This window comes from Sinorhizobium sp. NG07B (genome assembly GCF_002532005.1).
GTDB lineage: Bacteria > Pseudomonadota > Alphaproteobacteria > Rhizobiales > Rhizobiaceae > Sinorhizobium > Sinorhizobium fredii_C.
The window spans coordinates 646,235-663,657 of record NZ_NWTD01000003.1 but is presented as its reverse complement, the minus strand read 5'-3'; the positions used below and the strand labels follow the sequence as shown (position 1 = coordinate 663,657).

Below are 17,423 nucleotides of genomic sequence, written 5' to 3'. Positions count from 1 at the left end.
TCTGTTTCATGGTCCTGGTTCGACGAGCCTTGTGAGGTCGAGCCGAACCGGCGAAGTCGAATTCGTCCTGTCATTACCTGGCCTCCGCATGCGGCTGATCGTCCGGGAGAAAGATCCACCGAGGTCGGAACACGGTCTTGCGCGAGGTCGCTCCGCCCGCACCCGCCACCGAGTAGCGCTCCTCGAAAAGGCGAAGGTGATCCGATCCCCAGGAGAGCGCCTCGAGGCTGTCCTTGCCGTGCTCGGCGGTTGCGATGCCGGGCAGGATGACGAGCGACAAGAGGCCCGCCGCCATCGCGGGACGATAGAAGCGCCGTGCCGAGGCGATCCTGTTTTCCCGCCCATGGCGGAGGACGATGACGATCAGGAGCAGGGTGTAGATCGCCGCATTCATGATCGCCAGCAGGTAAAAACCCTTGGCCTCGCCGACATCCCCGATGCACAGCACCGGAAGGACCGCCGCGAGCGAGAGGACGCCATAGGGTGCGAGAACACGCAGCGGTAGCGGGTCGACTTCCGACGTTGCCTTCGGGGTGACGCGGAAATCGACGAAGGATCCCGTGAGCCAGTCGCGAACGGCAGCCAGCGTGCCGGCCAGCGCCCAGGGCCAGCGGGCAAAGAGGAAGAGCATGCATTCCCAGCTCAGGATCTTCGCGTCGAAGGGCCGGAAGGTTCCGGTTGCCCGCCAGCGATGGGCCATCAGGATCAGGACGATCGAAAGCGGTGCGAAATGCGCCAGGAAATCGGGGTAGGTGACGGCGATGAGGCTTTCGCCGCGGGCAAGCGCGATGACCGGCATCGCGAACATAAGCGCCATGAAGAACGCAAAGAGCGGATACCAGAGCTGCGAGAACAGGAACTGGAACTTGAGCCGCAGCGGCAGCTTGCCAACGAGGCGCGGGGAATACTGCAGGAGCAGCATGACCAGGCTGCGCGACCACTGGAACTCCTGGGTGACCAGATCGGCGAAGGTGCGCGGCCCATCGCCGTGGGCGATCGCCTCGAGCGCATGCACGCCGCGCCAGCCGGCCGCATTCATCATCAGCGTCGTCGAATGGTCTTCGGCAAGCTCGGGGCCGAGGCCGCCGATCTGCTTGAGGGCGGCGGTGCGGACGGCGTAGTGCGAGCCGATGCAGAGCGGCGCCAAGCCGCCATTATAGCCGGCCTGCAGCGCCCCGTGCATGCTCGCCTCCGCATGGAGCCTGCCGCGCGCCGCCCAGCTTTCGGCGGCGTTCCTGTCGCAGATGCTCGGAGCCGAAACGTAGCCCACTTTCGGGTCGGCGAAGGGACGCAACATTTCGAAAAGGTAGCCGGGTTCCGGAACATGGTCGGCATCGAGCTGGGCGACGAAGTCGTAGCGGCCGTAGCCGTAATGATCGTAAAAAAATGTGAGATTGCCTTCCTTGCAGCGCGTGCGCCGCGGCCAGGCGGTGCGGTGGTAGTCGGCGCGGTCCTTGCGAGTCGAGACGAACACGCCTTGCCTTCGGCACCAGTCGAGTGTTTCTGGCGAAGGGTCCTCGTCGGCAAGCCAGGTGTCGTGCGGCACATCCTGGGCAAGCATTGCCCTGAGAGTCTCGGCCACAACGGCAAAGGGTTCGGAGGGCGCTTTGGTGACGACCATGGCGACGCGGCTTTCGACCGGCAGCCGCAGCAGGCCGTTCGGCTTCCTCGCGCGATAGAAAATCGCGATGAAGTAGCCCGGCAGAAGGGTGATCCAGGCGAGGGTCGCCGTCGCCATGAGGCTCCCGACGATGTCCCAGTGGTGGCGCGGCTCCAGCCACCAGGCCCACAGATAGGCGAGCGCGGCAAGCCACATCGCCGCCCCGAGAAGGTATTCGGCCCGGCGATATCCGGTCAGCACTGGCACGAGCAGTGGTTCGTCGACCGTGTCCTCAGCGGCCATGCCGCCAGTCTTGACGTGGCGGGTCATTGACGCGCCTCGAGTCCGAAGAACGGGGCGGCGGTCCGCACAATGGTCTTTAGGTCGGAATAGCGCGGCGAGAAGCCCAGCACTTCGCGGGCGAGCTTCGAATCGGCGTAGAGAACCGGCGGATCGCCGGCCCGACGGGGACGGATCGCCACCGGCACGTTTTTTCCGGTAACCTCGCCGATCGCGCTCAGCACTTCCCGGACCGAGAAGCCGCGGCCGGATCCGAGATTGACGGCGAGGCTCCTGCCGCCCCCGGCAAGATGCCGATAGGCGAGCACATGCGCCCTGGCGAGGTCGGCGACGTGGATGTAGTCGCGCACGCAGGTCCCGTCGGTCGTCTCGTAATCATCACCGAAGACCTCGAGCTGGCCGATTCGGCCGGCCGCCGCCATCAGCGCCCTCGGTATGAGATGCGTCTCCGGATCGTGCCACTCGCCGAGATCGCCTTCCGGATCGGCGCCGCAGGCGTTGAAATAGCGCAGCGCCACGTAGGAGAGGCCAAAGGCGCCAGCGTAGTCCGACAGCATGTGCTCGGCGATAAGCTTCGTCCGGCCATAGGGATTGATCGGTCGCTGCGGCGTCGCCTCGTCGATCGGCAGCACGGCTGGCACGCCATAGGTGGCGCAACTCGACGAGAAGATCAGGTTGCCAAGCCCCGTCCGCCGGCAGGCGTCGAGCAGCGACAAGGTTCCGCAGACATTGTTGTGGTAGTATTTCGCCGGATCGGCGACAGATTCGCCGACATAGGCGGAAGCGGCGAAATGGATCACCGCATCGGGCGCATAGCGCTCGATGATCTCGATGAGATGGGCCGAGTCGAGGATATCTCCCTCGATGAACGGTCCCCAGCGCACCGACGAGCGGTTGCCGGTCGTCAGATTGTCATAGGTGACGGGCTCGAAACCCTCAAGCCGAAGCAGCTTCGCCGTATGGCTGCCAATATAGCCGGCGCCGCCGGTTACGAGGATGCGGGGGATATCCATCAGGCAACCTCCATGAGTTCGTTCGCCTGGGCGAGGAGTGCATCGAAATGGCTGATCGTGTGAACGAGGCCCGCTGCAAGTTCCACCTTGGGGCGCCAGCCGAGTTCCCGTTCGGCAAGCGAAATATCCGGCCGTCGTTGGCGGGGGTCGTCGACCGGCAAGGGTCGGTGGACGATCTTCGACCGCGAGCCGGTGAGTTCGATCACCTGTTCGGCGAGCGCGGCGATCGTGAATTCGCTGGGATTGCCGAAATTGATCGGACCGGTGAGCGATGTCGGCGAGGCCATCATGCGAATGAAGCCGTCGATTAGATCGTCAACGAAACAGAAGGAGCGGGTCTGCGAGCCATCGCCGAAGATCGTTATGTCTTCGCCCTTGAGTGCCTGGACGATGAAGTTCGACACGACGCGGCCGTCATCCGGGCGCATCCGCGGACCATAGGTGTTGAAGATGCGGACCACCTTGATCTCGACCTGACGGGTTTTGTGGAAGTCAAAGAATAGGGTTTCGGCGCAGCGCTTACCTTCGTCGTAACAGGAGCGCGGGCCGAAGGGATTGACGTTGCCCCAGTAGCCCTCCACCTGGGGGTGAACTTGCGGATCGCCATAGACTTCCGATGTCGAGGCCTGAAGGATGCGCGCGCCGTTGCGGGCCGCAAGCTCGAGCATGTTGAGGCTGCCGAGCACGCAGGTCTTCGTCGTATGGATGGGATCGGCCTGATAGTGCGGCGGCGAGGCCGGGCAGGCAAGATTGTAGATTTCGTCGACTTCAACATCGATCGGCTCGATGATGTCGTGGTCGACGAGACTGAAACCGTTGAAGCGCGTCAGAGATTCGATGTTCCGGCGCAAACCGGTCGAGAAATTGTCGGCGCAGATTACCTCGTGCCCTGCCTCGAGAAGCAGTTCGCAAAGATGTGACCCGAGGAAACCTGCGCCGCCAGTTACCAGAATCCGTCGCCGGATAGCCGGACTACGCAATACTTTATCCTGTTCGTCAAATTTATCTGAATTTCCACTGATTACATTTTCAAAATATTCCATACGTGTCCCCAAAAACCAATAAACTAACCTTTATAATAATTTCACTCGGACAGTATGATTTGGTAATTTAAATTATATACAAGCAATATGGTTTCACCGCTTTTACTCAATACTTAGCGATGACTATGAATGTATGATTACAACCGCTCGGGGCGATTGTCATTATCCTGCAATCCCGATAGTTATCGGGCCGTGCATTTCTACTAAAAATGGCGTAGAACTGGGTTCTGCTAAGTGCTGGGTGGGCCCTGCACGACGCCATACGACGATGCGGCCGTGTAGGTAACTACCCTCAAGACGTGTAATCGCCTGCATTCGAGGGCGGGAGAGTCTGTATGCGTGATCGTCCCACGGGGCCGGGCTCGGAAGAGGATGAAGCTGTCGCGCCTGCAACGCAGCCGCAGCCGGAACGCCGCCGTTGGCCGCGCGACGCTCCCATTGAAGCGTCGCGCTCCGCAGCGTCGCCGGCATTGACGCCTCTGCATTTCTCGACTCGAAACCTGCGGTCGGACGAGCAGTTTCAGGCCTGGCGAGCCCACATGGCGCCCTTGGTCGAGGTCAGATTGCCGGACAATATTCCGCCCGAGGACGGGTTTGTCGCGGAACAGACCGCATGGCATTGCGGCAATCTGCTCATCGTCCAACAGCGCGCGCCGGGGCACAGCTACCTCCGCCCGCAGGCGATGTTGCGCGCCAGCCCGATCGACCACTGGTATGTGGAACTGCTTCGCAGCGGCATGACCTGGACGGAGGTTGACCGCCGCGTTGCCGAGAACGGGCCCGGCAGGCTGGTGTTCCGCTCGCTCGGCTACCCGTTCCGCGGCCGGGCGACGGCGGCGGAATCCGTTCTTCTCTTCATGCCCTACGAGCTATTCGCCGACGATGCCGCCGTGTTCGGCGAAACCAACAATCTGGTCTTGTCGGGCAACCTCGCCGATCTGTTGATCAACTACATCAACGGCATCGAGCCGCGCCTCGATCGCTTGACGGCGGAGGAGATACCGCGGATCGTCCACACGGTGCACGACATGGTCGTCGCCTGCGTCGCTTCGTCGGCGAGACCCGATGCCGGCGGGTTGCAGACCAACAAGGGAATGATGGAGCGGGCCCACCGCTATATTCATCTCAACCTGCACTCCGCCGAGCTTACGCCGGATGCAATTGCCCGGGCGATCGGCGTCTCGCGCACCCGGCTCTACCAGCTCTTCGAAGCGAGCGGTGGCGTTCTCAACTATATCCGCAGGCGCCGGCTGCAGCAGGCGCATGCAGCACTCAGCGATCCGGCCGACAGCCGGCCGATCGCCGAGATTGCCCAGGCCGCCGGATTCGACGTTGCCGCCAATTTCACCCGCGCCTTCAGCCACGAATTCGGGGTGAGCCCGCGTGAAGTCAGAAAGGCCGCGGCGACCGAGCGCCCCGTCGCGCCGACGGCGCCGGCCGGGCGACACCGCGGATCGACGATCGGCGACTGGCTGAAGGCGCTCGGCAACTGACAGGATATCGAAGGGTGAGTTCGAGCTGGCCCGGGCGTGATGCGATCCTCCTGCCCGGGTCAGCCGAGCCGGAGGTCAATGCCGGGGTGTAGCTTCTTGAGGTTCGGCAGCGACTTCGACTGCCAGGGGAACTCCGCGCTTCCGCGCACGGTGAACTGGATGTTCGGCCGCTTGCGGGCCTCGATCGTCAGCTTGGCAAGCAGATTGATGCCGGACGAGTTGAGAAACTGCAAGCCGGTGACGTCGACCGTCAGGCGGTCCGGCTCGGTTTCGAGAATGTTCATCACCAAGGAATATATAGGGGCATAAGCCTCCGTGCTCGGCAGCCGCATGGTGCCGTCGAAGTATATGTCCTTGCCCTCCGACCAAACGCGATACTCTTCTTCCTTGATTTCCATGTTTTTCGTTGCCCATCAATTCGAGGGTTCGGGGACTGTGATGGATGCATAGGTCTCCAGCGGGATACGGCTCTCCTTCTCGCCGGCTCCGAAGACCCAGGCGAAATGAGCGCCATAATCGCTCATGAGCGTCAGAAGGCCAAGGCCCGAGCCGCTGGGGCTACCCCCGGATGCATTCTCTTCAATCCGTTTGATCAGAAGCTCGCCCGGATCTCCCGTGGTGATCTCGGACAGCAGGTGCTGAAAGCGCTGCGCCGTGTCCTTGTCGACGAAATTGGAGACCTTGGCGCGAAAGGCATTTGAGGCGACCGCGGCCTCGACGACGATTTCTCCCGCGGCCCGGAACTTCACCGCGTTCTCGATGAGCTCGTTCGTCAGATAGCCGACATTGTGGCGCACTTCCTTGTAGAGGTTGCGAGATGTCCGATAGCGCAAGGCGACGAATTCGGCGACGAAATCCGAAGTCATAGCGCAGTGCTTCCAGCTCAAGTCGAGCGGGCCTTCGAACAGGCGAAGCGTTGTCACGTTTTCGCCCGTACCGATGGCGAGGTCTGCCATTCCATATAAGGTCGTCATCCGCTTACCTGTGTCTCATCACTACGACTGTTATATCATCGTGGATCTTCTGTGTGCCGATGTGCGCCATCAGATCCTCGATAATTCCCGCTTTGACGTCCTCGGCGCTCTGGCCGTGGCGGCAACGCGCGCTCTCGCAAAGCCGCTCGATGCCGAAGAGCTCTCCGTTCAGTCCCTCGGCCTCGGTCACGCCATCGGTGTGAAGAATGATCATGTCGCCCTGTGAAAAGGCGATCTCCTGCGTCGCCACGAAGGGCGAAATATCGGGCTCGAGGCCGATCGGCAGGCCGAGATCGAGCGTGTCGATTCGCTCGACGCTGCCGGTGTTGCGCACCACGATGAGTTCCTCATGCTGGCCCGATAGCATCAGGCTCTTGCCGTCGTAGTCCAGGAAGGCAAGCGAGAGGTGCTTGTTGGCGTTGGTTCTGACGATGTTCTTGTAGAGGGCGCGGTTCACCCGATTGAGGAATAGCGCCGGATCCATGTCGCCGGCCTCCTGCAAAGCCCGCGCCACTGATTGAACCATCAGCATCAGCACGCCGCTTTCCAGGCCGTGGCCGGTCACGTCGCCGATGCCGATCTTCAGCCGCTCTCCGTCCCTCAGGACATCGTAGTAGTCGCCACCCACTTCGTCGGCAGGGCGCATATAGGCGGCAATTTCCAGGCCGGAAATCTCCTCGAGCTCGCCAGCCCTCGGCAGCACCATCAACTGGATGCGGCGGGCGACGTCGAGTTCGGCGCTCAGGCGCACGTTCTCGCTCCGCAATTGCTCATTCAGCGCCGAGATCTGCAGGTTCGCCTCTTCGATTTCTTTCGTCCGGTCCTCGACGAGCTGCTCCAGGTTCTCGGTGTGGTAGCTGATCTGCTCGGCCATGCGGTTGAAGGCGGCACCCGCTTCGCCGACCTCGTCGCGCGTCGGAATATCGACCCTGACGGAATAGTCCTTGGTCTGGATGCGCCGGGCCGCGTCGGCGAGCGCGCTGACGCCGCCGGTGATGCGCTTCGATATGGCGAACACCGCCGAGGTGACGAAGAGCAGCGACACGAGCAGCGCCAGGACCTGATAGATCAGGATCCGGTTGGTCGCTTCGGTGATGCCGGCCTGGGCGGCGAAGAGCGAGGCGTAGATCTCTCGCTCGGGCACGACAATGCCAAGCAGCATGGATTCGCGCCGGACGGGGCCGGAAGACCAGAGATTGGTAGGCTGCAGCTGTTTCAGGACGACGAGATAGGGCACCTTCTCGCCGTTCTCGTCGAGCAGGACGTGCTGCAGCAAGCCATCCTGGTTCAGCGGCAGTTTGGCGATCGCGGCTTGCGCACTGTTGCGCAACGAGCGATCGAGACCGGTCACCCCCTGGCTGCTGGTGTCGCTCGACGACTGAAGGCCGATCACCTTTTCGCCGACCGGATTGATGGCGACGACATTGCCGTCCGACATGGTGAGGAAGCCGAAGCCGTTGTCGGCGACCCGGACACTCTCGACGATCTCCGCCAACTGGTCGAGGGTGATATCGGCGCCGGCGGCACCCGCGACCTGGTCGCGACCGCGCGACCACAGCGGCTGGAAGAAGCTGACGATCAGCTTTCCGGTGATCGCATCCGTATAGGGCGCCGTCTGGGTGATGTCGCTGTTCACCGGACGCGATGCGGGATTCTGCGCCCATTGCTCCCACGATTCGTAGAGGCCCGGGAAGAAAAACGGCCAGAACTCGGCCTGGTTATGGCCCGGATACAGCCGGTCAAAGGTCTGGGCCTGTTCCGTATAGGGAGCCGTGCGGAAGATCGGCCGCTCCTTCGGGCCGATATAATACATCTGCAGCTTCGATTGACCGTTGGCCAATAGGCTCGGAGCGACCAGGTCGAGGACGGCGCTGTTTTCGATATCCGTCTGCACCTCAGGCAGGGGAACGTGGTTGGCGTCGAGCAGATATCCCCAGACGCTGACGACCGATAGCGGCCCCGGCAGGTTCTGCGCCCATCCGCCCTTCGCATCATAGGTGACGGTCACGGCGCCGGGGGCGCCGCGCGACATAGCTTCGCCGATCTGTGACTTTCTGACGGGGCGGTCGATCTGCGCCTGTAGCACGCCGGCGAGCGTGCCGACGTCGGAATGAACCTGGTTAAGAAGCAGGTTGACGCGTGCGGCAGTCGTTTCCGCATAGGAACGAATATAGTCCTGATTGGCCTTCTCCAGGCCCTGGCCGACCTCGGTCGTCGCATCGCGCGACAGGCGCTGCACGTTGAAGAGCGCAAGTCCCCCGGTGACGAGCAGGTCGAACAGCACAGCGCCGCCGACCACGAGGATGAATTTGGCGCGGAACGAACGCAAACCGAAGCGGCTGATTTTGAACTGGTTCATAGCGGCTTGCGCCCTGATGCTGCCCAGATCGGCCAGCCAGCGTAGCCCTTGGGATGGAGGGCCGCAAAGATGTGGTCTCGGAAGCCCTGGCGGAAGCGCTCGATGAACTCCGGAGGATCGCCGCGCTTCACGGCCATCTCGCCGGCATAGACGTTCTCCCAAGCGGTGATGATGTCGGCGAAGTCCTGCGGGTCGCCGTCCTGGTTGGTGACCATGAAGGACTCGACGAGAATGTCGTCGAAGCCGGCATCGGCGAGATAGCGGCGGCTCTTCGGTCCGAGCTCCACGTCCATCTCGAAATGGGCGAACAGCTTGGCGACCTCGTTATAGGTCCACTGGATGCTCTGCGCCCGCGGTTCGCCGAGGCAGTGCGAATTCTTCTCATTGGTGATGTAGACGCGTCCGCCCGGCTTGCAGATTCGGTAGAGCTCCTTCAGCAGGAGGTCCGGTTGATTGAAGATCTGCAGCGAATGGCGACAGGTCACCAGGTCGAACTGGTTGTCCTCGAGCAGCATTTCGGACGCGTCGCCATAGGAATATTCGATATCCGAGATGCCGAAATTCGACGCCACGTCGCGGGCATAGGCGAGGCTTGCCTTCGAGTGGTCGAGTGCCACGATACGTGCCGGCTGGAACTCCTTGCGCACCAGCACCGCGAAGTCGCCGATGCCGCAGCAGATGTCGGCCATGGTGATCCCCGGGCGCATGCCGTGCCGCGGCAGGATCTTGCGCTCGTGGCGCCACGTCATCTTGGTTTGCGTGCGCAGGATCGGAATGAAGCTGGTGTCTTCGACGAAGGCCTGGCCCGGATAGAATTTCGAATCATAGACCTCGACGCTGATCTGCGGCTCGATCTTGCCGAGATGGCGGAACATCCGTTCGGTCCAGCCGACGACGCTCGAGGTGACGACGACGAAGCGGATGTCCGAGCGCGTGCGGCAGGCGTCCAGAACCACGCGCGAAAAGGCGTGGAAGGCCGTATTGTTCATCTGCGCGAGGCGCTTCACATTGATGTAAAGGACGCCGCGGGCCTCTTCGATGGCGTTCCTGAACATCGAAATGCTTTGAGCAATCTCGTCGACCGAGCGCGGCCGGACGACGCCGGCAAAGGAGAACTCCTGGCTGTTGGCATCGAATTCTGCCTGGAAGGGCGCTGCGAGCATTGCCGTACTCAACTGACAATTCCTTCAAGGGGGAGATCCACAACGATGGTAATCGACGGCGGGTCCTGTTCCTCGAGACGAATCTCGGCATCGAAATTGATCGCCAGGTCCAGGAGCACCACCTCCCGGCTTGGTGCGAGATCGGTTGAAAGAGCGTCCAGATAACGGGCGTATGCGTCGTTCGCGTTAGTTCTGGCGACCGCCTCGCGGAAGAACTGCCGCTGGCCCGGCGGGCACGGAAAGGAGAGTTTCACACGCTCCTTCGGGCCTTGCCGATAGACTGCGCAGCCGATGCGGCCCTCCGGCGAGCCGCCGCGAAACGACACTTCCAGGAGTTCGTTGAGCGCGGAGGAGAAGAAGTTCGAATGTCGCAGCGGGTCGGTACGGTTGTGGCTGATCATCCGTGCCATGTAGGTCGACAACTGATCGCAATGGTGCCAATCGGACAGGAAGGTCCCCATCTCCATCTCGAACTGAAGCAGGGGCTCGAACTTCGTTTCCGTTGGCTGCCTGTGGGCTGCGTTCATGCTGCTTTCTCCGACTGCATGAGCGAATCCTGATTCGCTCACTCTCCCATGACTATAACGGACGGGCGTCGATCGCCAGAATACTCCAGGTTGCGTCGAGCCCCGTCAGGTCCTGAGAGCGCCTGCCAGGGGGATCGCCCCCGACTTGCGCAGGAAATCGCCGATAGCCGCTGCAGGGAGCGGGAAGCCGAGGAAATAGCCCTGCAGCCGGTCGCAGCCCTCCTTCTGAAGCCAGGCGGCCTGGCCTTCCGTCTCCACGCCCTCGGCCGTCACATCCATGCCAAGGCCGTGGGCCAGCGCGATAATCGAGCGGACGATCGTCTGGCTCTTCTCATCGTGCTCAAGATCCTTGATGAAATACTGGTCGATCTTGATCGTGTCGAAGGGGAAGTTCTTCAGATAGCTCAGCGAGGAGTAGTAGGTGCCGAAATCATCGAGAGAAATCTGAACGCCAAGCAGACTCAAGGTGTTGAGCGTATCGAGATTGTTGATGGTGCGCTCGAGCAGCACCGACTCGGTGATTTCCAGTTCGAGGCGGTCGGCGCGGATTCCGGTCAGATCGAGGATCTGGGCGACGCGATCGGTGAGGCCCTCGTGGAGGAATTCCGCCGGCGACAGGTTGACCGCGACGGTGAAATAGGATGGCCAGGTCATGGCGGCCCGGCAGGCCTGCTCCAGCATCCACTGGCCGATCTCGCTCATCAGGCCATCGGCTTCCGCCATTGGAATGAAGACGCTCGGCGGGATGATGCCGACCAGCGGATGCCGCCACCGCAAAAGCGCCTCGAAGCCGACGACTGAGGCGCGCGGCTTCACGAAAGGCTGGAATTCGATGAAGAATTGCCCCTCCTGGAGGGCAGTCCGCAGACTGCGACGCAGCATTTCGCGTTGCTCGAGCACGATCAGCATCGATCGTGTGAATGTCCTTGCCCGCCCGCGACCATCCTTCTTCGCCGCATAGAGCGCGATGTCGGCGGCTTTCATCAGCTGTTCGATTTCGTTTCCGTCCGCTGGGGCGATGGCGATGCCGACGCTTGCTCCGACGAACAGGCTGATGCCGTCGACGGCGAACGGATCCTTGAAAGCGTTGACGATCGCTTCGGCGAGGCGCTCGGCCTCCCTCGGCTGCTCCAGCTTCCACTGAATGACGGCGAACTCGTCGCCGGCCAGCCGGTAGGCAAGCTCTCGTTCCCCGAGCACGCCCTTGATCCGTTCGGCCGCCATCTTGAGAACCGTGTCGCCAGCGCCGTGCCCGAGCGTGTCATTGATCGGTTTGAAGTCGTCGAGATCGATCTGCATGAGCGCCAGCTTCGCGCCGGTCGGCACCGGCAGAGCGGCCCGCAGCTGATCGCTGAACTGCCGGCGGTTGGGCAATCCGGTCAGAACGTCATGGGTCGCCTGGTGGAGCAGGAGTGCGCGGTCGCTTTCGCTCTGGCTGGATGTCTCACGGCAGGTGGTGTCGCTTTTTGCTTCCGAGACACCGATGCCGCGGTCGGTGCGAAAGACGACCAGGGTGCGGTGGACGCGGCCTTTGGCATCGGTGATCTCGATGCTGCGCGGAATTCCATTTGCCACGACGAAATCGACCGCGGCCTTGGGCCGCGGCGCCAGCAGCTCGGGGTAGACATGCCACAGGGTTGCCTCGACCAGCGAGTCGACCGAGGAGGCGTTGCGTTGCGGCATCGAGCAATCGAGGAGCTGGAAGCTATCGTCGTAGAAGGAGATGAGCTCGTCGGTATGGGCTAGGAAGTCGCTCTCGATGGAAGATGAGGCAGACTTCGTCGCATCCGCGTCAGGCATGCTGGCCTCCGATCCCTCTCCACTGCGCTCGCGTAAATGGTGCCGCTCTAGTGGCCGGCGATGATGTTGCCTTGACCGAACGCAATCCTGTCACTCGATGCAACCCTTCGTTCAGAAATTATCGCGGCCATTTTCCTGGTCAATGCCGCGCGCGCGTCGAGCAACCGTTTTCTGAACGTACTTGCGCCAGAGACACCGTTCAAAAAGCCAAGGGTCTTGCGACGCTAAACATTGGTTTTTTTATGATCTCCCTACCGAAACCTGCAATTTTTAGGGTTGTTCAACGCTGAATGACACTAAATTCTAACGTGCAGCATGGAGGGAATCGTGCAGGCGAGGTGTGCCTAAGGCAACCGATGGACCGTTCCGGCTGCGTCAGCGTGGAAACCCGGTCCTGATATGAATAAGGGCGGCCAAGGTGATCCTGAACCATCGTGTTACGCGTATTTCGGTCGGCATTCTACTCCTGGCCGTCGCCATTGCCGTTCTGCTGCCGGACCTGACCGGCTATACCAGCCTCGACGGTACGGTCAACGCCCGCTTCGCGATCATCAACTCGCCTATCGATGGCGAGATTTCCAAGCCGCCGCCGCGAATCGGCACGCCCGTGACAGAAGGCGAAACCCTTGCGGTCATTCGCAACGATCGCGTTAACCGCGCGATTCTTGCCTCGCTTCGCGCCGAGCATGGCACGGCCGTCGAGCGCGTCGCGGCGCTGCGCCGTGAGCGCGACGAACTCGCCCTGCTGCGCGACGAGCTTGGCCAGCGTATGGGTGTCTTTCAGAGTGCGACGATTGCCAGCCTTGAGCGCGAGCTAGCAATTCTGCAGAAGCGCGTTGAGGTATCGCGTGCTCAGGACGTGGTGGCGAAAGTCGACCTCGATCGTCGCCAGGAGCTGGAATCGAAGGGGATCTTCACGCGCAAGATGGTGGAGGCGGCCGAGGCAGCCGGCGCTGCAACGGGGGGCGAGGTCGAGATCAGCAACCTGACTGTCGACTTGCTTCAGCAACGCCTCGAAGCTGTGCGACAGGGCATTTTCGTGATGGGAGACGGCCAGAACGACGTGCCTTATTCCAGGCAGCGTCAGGATGAGGTGATCGTTCGCATCAACGATCTCGATACCCGCATTGCCGAAAATGAGACGCGGGCCAGTCAGGCGGCGCAGCAGCTGACTGAGGAGGAGAAGCGCGTCCGCAGCCTTGAGTCGGCCACGATTCCTTCGCCGTTCGGCGGCGTCGTCTGGAGCAGGAACGTTGTCAGCGGTTCCAACGTCGTTCTGAACAATGAAATGATGCGCATCCTCGACTGCCGCGAATTGTTCGTCGATATTCTCGTCCCCGAGGTCGACTACGATGAGATCTATCCCGGCCGCGAAGCTGAGGTCCGCTTGTTCGGTCGCGGAGACGTCTTCAAAGGCAAGGTACAGGCCGTCAAGGGCAGTTCCGCGGTTGTCGAAAAAGACTCGCTCGCCGCCAACGAGCCGGAAACCGAGGAGCGCAGTGCACGAATCCGCGTCGCGCTGGCGCCGTCTGCGCTCAACGCCGACTTTGCTAATTTCTGCCAGGTGGGACGAACGGCGCAGGTGCGCTTTTCCAAACGCAACATCCGTCTGACGCGGTGGTTTGAAAGCCTGTGGTTCAATCTCTTCTAGCACTCGCGCCGACCTTGCTGGTCATCGCCTTCTTCCTGCTCGGACCATCCAATTGGTCGCGTCATCAAAGCTGGGCGCGGGCGACTGCCTGTGCGTTCGTCGCGGCCGTGGCACTACGCTACATAGTCTGGCGTTTCACCGAAACGGTTCTCCCCTATCCGAACGACGGCGCCAATTTCTATTGGGTCTGGTTCGTGTTCATCGTCGAGCTGCTCGCCTTTTCCGAGGTCGTGCTGTTCCTCATCCTGATGAGTCGCTACATCGACCGCAGCGTCGAGGTGGATGAGCTTGCGCGGTCGTTCTTCGCGCGGCCGGAGAGCGAGTTGCCAAGCGTCGACATCTTCATTCCCACCTACAACGAACCGCTCGACGTGCTGGAACGAACGATCGTCGGGGCGCTGGCGCTTGACTATCCGAAAGACAAGCTCGCGGTCTATGTGCTCGACGACGGGCGGCGCGATTGGCTCAGGACCTTTTGCGAGGGGCGCGGCGCCATTCACGTGACACGCACCGACAACGCTCATGCCAAGGCCGGCAACATGAACAATGGCTTGCGGGTCAGCTCCGGAGACTTCATTGCCGTCTTTGACGCGGACTTCGTCCCCTATCGCCGTTTTCTGCGCCGGACCTTGCCGTTCTTTTTGGACGAGACAATCGGCATCGTGCAGACGCCGCAGCATTTCTTCAACGTCGATCCGGTACAATCGAACCTCGGTCTCGAGAGTATATGGCCGGATGAACAGCGGCTGTTCTTCGATGAGATTGCGCCGAGCCGGGACGGCTGGGACGTGAGTTTCTGCTGTGGTTCCTGCTCGATCGCGCGTCGCACGGCGGTCGATATGATCGGCGGCTTCCCGACCGAGTCGATCACCGAAGATCTGCTGACGACGCTCTCGATGCTCAACAAGGGCTACAAGACCCGCTACCTGAACGAACGGCTGTCGATGGGCCTGGCGGCTGAGAACCTCACTGGCTACTTCGTCCAGCGCGAACGCTGGTGCCAGGGCGGAATCCAAACGCTCTACCTGCATAACGGTCCCTTGCGTGGGCCGGGCCTCTCGCTCTTCCAGCGCATCATGTTCCTGCCGATGTCCTGGCTGGTGCAATATCTGGTCCGTTTCGCCGTGCTTCTCGTCCCGATCGTCTATCTCTGGTCAGGCGCCCTGCCGCTCTATTTCACCAATGTTGCCGACTATGTTTCGAACCAGATACCGCTGCTGACCGCCTATTTCCTGCTGATGCTCTGGCTGGCGCCGACCCGCTACCTACCGCTGGTCTCCACCGCCGTCGGCACATTCGCCACCTTTCGCATGCTGCCGACGGTGCTTTCGAGTCTGGTGCGGCCGTTCGGCAAGCCTTTCAAGGTGACCCCGAAGGGCAGCGGCAACGAGGCAAACCAGTTCGATGCCTATACCTTTACCTGGATCGCAGCCTTCATCGTCGTCACGGCGGCAGGGCTGCTGATCAACATCGTTCCGGAGACGGCACATATCGAGGGGTCCTTTTCGACAATCGCAGCGCTCTGGTCGGGCCTCAACGTCGTGGTCCTCGTCATTGCCTCGCTGATTTGCTTCGAGAAGCCGCGCCGTCTTCTCCAGGCGTTCAAGCTCGATGAGGCCGCGGATGTCGACGGCAGCGCCGGGCGCCTGGTGAGCCTTTCGCTCGATAAGGCAGTTGTAGCGGTTCCCACCGAAACAAGGTTCAAGTCGACCCGCGTTACGTTGAACCTCGAAGGTTTCGCGCCGCTTCAGGCGGAGCTCAAACAGGTGACCCAGCGGCGCGGCGACATCAGCCGTTCCGGTGACCAGCGGCGCTATTACCTGCATCTCCACTTCGATCTGCGTGGCTTCGAGCGCGACAAGATGATCATCAAGCTCTATACCGGCAACTATTCCCAGGAGGTTCCGGATATCGACAAGGTGGCAGTTTCCGTAAACCTGATGCTGCGCGCCTTCGGCAGAACGCGCACGGCTTAGGCACAGGACCTAGCTCGCCGCCATGCCACGGCGCTGCCGCCTTTCTTCCAACTCCAATGAAAGCTGCAGGCCGCGCTTGAGCGTGGGCAGCGGGAGCCCCAACTGGATCCGCCCGAATGCCTGTCTTCGCCGCTCCTGATCACGCTCCCGCTGGCGGCGGACCGCGGCAACCGCAGCCATTGCGCGCTCGATGACTTCTTCCGCATGGGTCATGGAAGCCTCCGGTTTGTTCATGGTATGTTCTCATTTGCGGATAGGCGTGTCAAGGGAGTTTCGCTCAAGTCCGACGTCGTTGCGGGAAGGTAACGTCGATAAAACATTGGCGATGCCTCGGGACCCGGCAGCCGATCCCTTTGAACGTCAAGGCTTTAAGGCTTGCGGGATGGCGCGCTGGTATGGTTTGAGTGGGCTGCCCGCGGCGCCCTGCATCGGGGACCGTGCACAGCACCGCAGCAGCGGAACGGGATCGGATCGTGGAACGGAAAACCAATCTCAAGGACGTGGCGCGCGAGGCGGGGGTCTCGCTTAGCACGGCCTCGCACGCGCTGAACGGCACGGCGCCGCTGACCGTCGAGGTGCGCGAACGGGTGCTCGAATCCGCGCGCAGGCTCGGATATCTCGAGAGCCGGCGAAAAAAGGCGACGATCGCCACAGTGCGTGTCGTCCTGCTCGCCCTGACGAGCGACGCGGCGCCGCAGAGCGACCTCAACATGGTGAGCTGGACGATCCTCAACGGTGTGCGGCGCGAATGCGAGCGGCGCGGAATCCGCATCGTCCCCTTCGTCAGCGCCAACACCCGCCTCGATCCCGCCGAGGTGCGCACCGCGGCGGAGGAGGAGAATGTCGACGGCATCCTGGTGCTCAATGATGACAGGCCGGAGCTCATCCGGGCGCTTTCGACGCTTGCCAAGCCGATGGTCATCCTCAACGGCGAGGATCCGTCGATGCTGGTCGATACCGTCACGGTCGAAAACCGGTTCGGAGCGCGGCTCGGCACCGAGCATCTGCTCTCGCTCGGCCACCGCCGCATCCTGCACCTGACATGGCAGGGCCGCACGACGATCCGCCGGCGCTATGACGGCTATGTCGATGCGCATCTGGTTGCCGGCCTGCCGGCCCCGGAGAACATGGTCGTGGTCGCCGAGAGCTATGTGCCGCGCCACGGCGAGCAGGTGATCCGCGCTCTCCTGCAAGCGGATGGCAAACTCAGGGGCGCCACGGCGGTCTTCTGCGCTGCCGACAACCTGGCGCTCGGCTGCCTGGACGCGCTCGCCGGGGCCGGTATCCGGGTGCCGGAGGATATGTCGGTGCTCGGCTTCGACGACATCGTGCCGGGCGAGTTCAGCGCGCCGCCGCTCAGCACCATCCAGATGCCGGCCGATCGCCTGGGCGCCGCGGCGCTTTCGCTGCTCGAGCAAAGATTGATCGCCAACGATCCGTTGCGCCCGGCGCATCGGCTCGAACTCGGTTGCCGGCTGATCCTGAGGGGCAGCATCGCGCCGCCCCCGAGATCGGCGAAATAGT

Annotated in this window: 14 protein-coding genes; 4 read left to right on the top strand and 10 right to left on the bottom strand. The window is 62.0% G+C overall.

Going from position 1 to position 17,423, the window contains the following annotated elements; translation table 11 throughout:
* Nucleotides 1-73: 73 nt before the first annotated feature.
* Genes CO664_RS12970 through CO664_RS12960 form a run of 3 tightly spaced genes read right to left on the bottom strand, consistent with a single transcriptional unit; the run spans nt 74 to nt 3,956 of the window.
* The gene (locus tag CO664_RS12970; RefSeq protein ID WP_097538983.1) at nt 74-1,930 is read right to left on the bottom strand and encodes a glycosyltransferase family 2 protein; all 1,857 of its coding nucleotides are present in this window, start codon (nt 1,928-1,930) and stop codon (nt 74-76) included.
* Complete coding sequence (gene galE, locus CO664_RS12965) at nt 1,927-2,913, bottom strand: UDP-glucose 4-epimerase GalE (protein ID WP_037419550.1); 987 nt, start codon at nt 2,911-2,913, stop codon at nt 1,927-1,929. Before galE ends, CO664_RS12970 begins: the two co-directional genes overlap by 4 nt.
* Nucleotides 2,913-3,956, bottom strand: coding sequence for a UDP-glucuronic acid decarboxylase family protein (locus CO664_RS12960; protein WP_097525915.1), 1,044 nt, complete (start codon nt 3,954-3,956; stop codon nt 2,913-2,915). The genes galE and CO664_RS12960 overlap by 1 nt, the downstream gene beginning before the upstream one ends.
* Before the next feature lie 335 nt (nt 3,957-4,291).
* On the opposite strand from CO664_RS12960, the gene CO664_RS12955 reads away from it, so the two are divergent.
* Nucleotides 4,292-5,449, top strand: coding sequence for an AraC family transcriptional regulator (locus CO664_RS12955; protein ID WP_097538982.1), 1,158 nt, complete (start codon nt 4,292-4,294; stop codon nt 5,447-5,449).
* Nucleotides 5,450-5,508: 59 nt separating this feature from the next.
* Here the strand turns inward: CO664_RS12955 and CO664_RS12950 are convergent, their stop codons facing one another.
* The 6 genes from CO664_RS12950 to CO664_RS12925 form a co-directional block, all read right to left on the bottom strand.
* Nucleotides 5,509-5,847 (bottom strand): hypothetical protein, encoded by a 339-nt coding sequence (locus tag CO664_RS12950; RefSeq protein ID WP_097538981.1) that lies wholly within the window; start codon nt 5,845-5,847, stop codon nt 5,509-5,511.
* A gap of 15 nt (nt 5,848-5,862) precedes the next feature.
* Nucleotides 5,863-6,423, bottom strand: a complete 561-nt coding sequence (locus tag CO664_RS12945; RefSeq protein WP_097538980.1) for an ATP-binding protein — start codon at nt 6,421-6,423, stop codon at nt 5,863-5,865.
* 4 nt (nt 6,424-6,427) lie between these two features.
* Nucleotides 6,428-8,782, bottom strand: a complete 2,355-nt coding sequence (locus tag CO664_RS12940) for a SpoIIE family protein phosphatase (RefSeq protein WP_097538979.1) — start codon at nt 8,780-8,782, stop codon at nt 6,428-6,430.
* Complete coding sequence (locus CO664_RS12935; RefSeq protein WP_097525917.1) at nt 8,779-9,957, bottom strand: class I SAM-dependent methyltransferase; 1,179 nt, start codon at nt 9,955-9,957, stop codon at nt 8,779-8,781. Before CO664_RS12935 ends, CO664_RS12940 begins: the two co-directional genes overlap by 4 nt.
* Nucleotides 9,954-10,472, bottom strand: a complete 519-nt coding sequence (locus tag CO664_RS12930) for a ubiquinone biosynthesis methyltransferase UbiE (protein ID WP_097538978.1) — start codon at nt 10,470-10,472, stop codon at nt 9,954-9,956. The genes CO664_RS12935 and CO664_RS12930 overlap by 4 nt, the downstream gene beginning before the upstream one ends.
* Before the next feature lie 105 nt (nt 10,473-10,577).
* The gene (locus CO664_RS12925; RefSeq protein WP_097538977.1) at nt 10,578-12,272 is read right to left on the bottom strand and encodes an EAL domain-containing protein; all 1,695 of its coding nucleotides are present in this window, start codon (nt 12,270-12,272) and stop codon (nt 10,578-10,580) included.
* Between the two features lie 418 nt (nt 12,273-12,690).
* Here CO664_RS12925 and CO664_RS12920 point away from each other — a divergent pair, with 418 nt between their 5' ends.
* Nucleotides 12,691-13,923, top strand: a complete 1,233-nt coding sequence (locus CO664_RS12920; protein WP_064254838.1) for an efflux RND transporter periplasmic adaptor subunit — start codon at nt 12,691-12,693, stop codon at nt 13,921-13,923.
* Nucleotides 13,905-15,899 carry a glycosyltransferase gene (locus CO664_RS12915; protein ID WP_097538976.1) on the top strand — a complete coding sequence of 665 codons (1,995 nt, stop codon included), beginning with the start codon at nt 13,905-13,907 and terminating at the stop codon, nt 15,897-15,899. Before CO664_RS12920 ends, CO664_RS12915 begins: the two co-directional genes overlap by 19 nt.
* A 9-nt stretch (nt 15,900-15,908) precedes the next feature.
* Here CO664_RS12915 and CO664_RS12910 read toward each other — a convergent pair whose 3' ends face one another.
* Nucleotides 15,909-16,112 carry a hypothetical protein gene (locus CO664_RS12910; protein ID WP_097539196.1) on the bottom strand — a complete coding sequence of 68 codons (204 nt, stop codon included), beginning with the start codon at nt 16,110-16,112 and terminating at the stop codon, nt 15,909-15,911.
* Between the two features lie 260 nt (nt 16,113-16,372).
* Here CO664_RS12910 and CO664_RS12905 point away from each other — a divergent pair, with 260 nt between their 5' ends.
* Nucleotides 16,373-17,422 (top strand): LacI family DNA-binding transcriptional regulator, encoded by a 1,050-nt coding sequence (locus CO664_RS12905; RefSeq protein WP_097538975.1) that lies wholly within the window; start codon nt 16,373-16,375, stop codon nt 17,420-17,422.
* Nucleotide 17,423: the final 1 nt, after the last annotated feature.

Coding starts and splice junctions, on each gene's coding strand:
- CO664_RS12960 (WP_097525915.1), bottom strand. CDS start 3,956: ATGGAATATTTTGAAAATGTAATCAGTGGAAATTCAGATAAATTTGAC.
- CO664_RS12930 (WP_097538978.1), bottom strand. CDS start 10,472: ATGAACGCAGCCCACAGGCAGCCAACGGAAACGAAGTTCGAGCCCCTG.
- CO664_RS12940 (WP_097538979.1), bottom strand. CDS start 8,782: ATGAACCAGTTCAAAATCAGCCGCTTCGGTTTGCGTTCGTTCCGCGCC.
- CO664_RS12925 (WP_097538977.1), bottom strand. CDS start 12,272: ATGCCTGACGCGGATGCGACGAAGTCTGCCTCATCTTCCATCGAGAGC.
- CO664_RS12950 (WP_097538981.1), bottom strand. CDS start 5,847: ATGGAAATCAAGGAAGAAGAGTATCGCGTTTGGTCGGAGGGCAAGGAC.
- galE (WP_037419550.1), bottom strand. CDS start 2,913: ATGGATATCCCCCGCATCCTCGTAACCGGCGGCGCCGGCTATATTGGC.
- CO664_RS12945 (WP_097538980.1), bottom strand. CDS start 6,423: ATGACGACCTTATATGGAATGGCAGACCTCGCCATCGGTACGGGCGAA.
- CO664_RS12955 (WP_097538982.1), top strand. CDS start 4,292: ATGCGTGATCGTCCCACGGGGCCGGGCTCGGAAGAGGATGAAGCTGTC.
- CO664_RS12970 (WP_097538983.1), bottom strand. CDS start 1,930: ATGACCCGCCACGTCAAGACTGGCGGCATGGCCGCTGAGGACACGGTC.
- CO664_RS12910 (WP_097539196.1), bottom strand. CDS start 16,112: ATGACCCATGCGGAAGAAGTCATCGAGCGCGCAATGGCTGCGGTTGCC.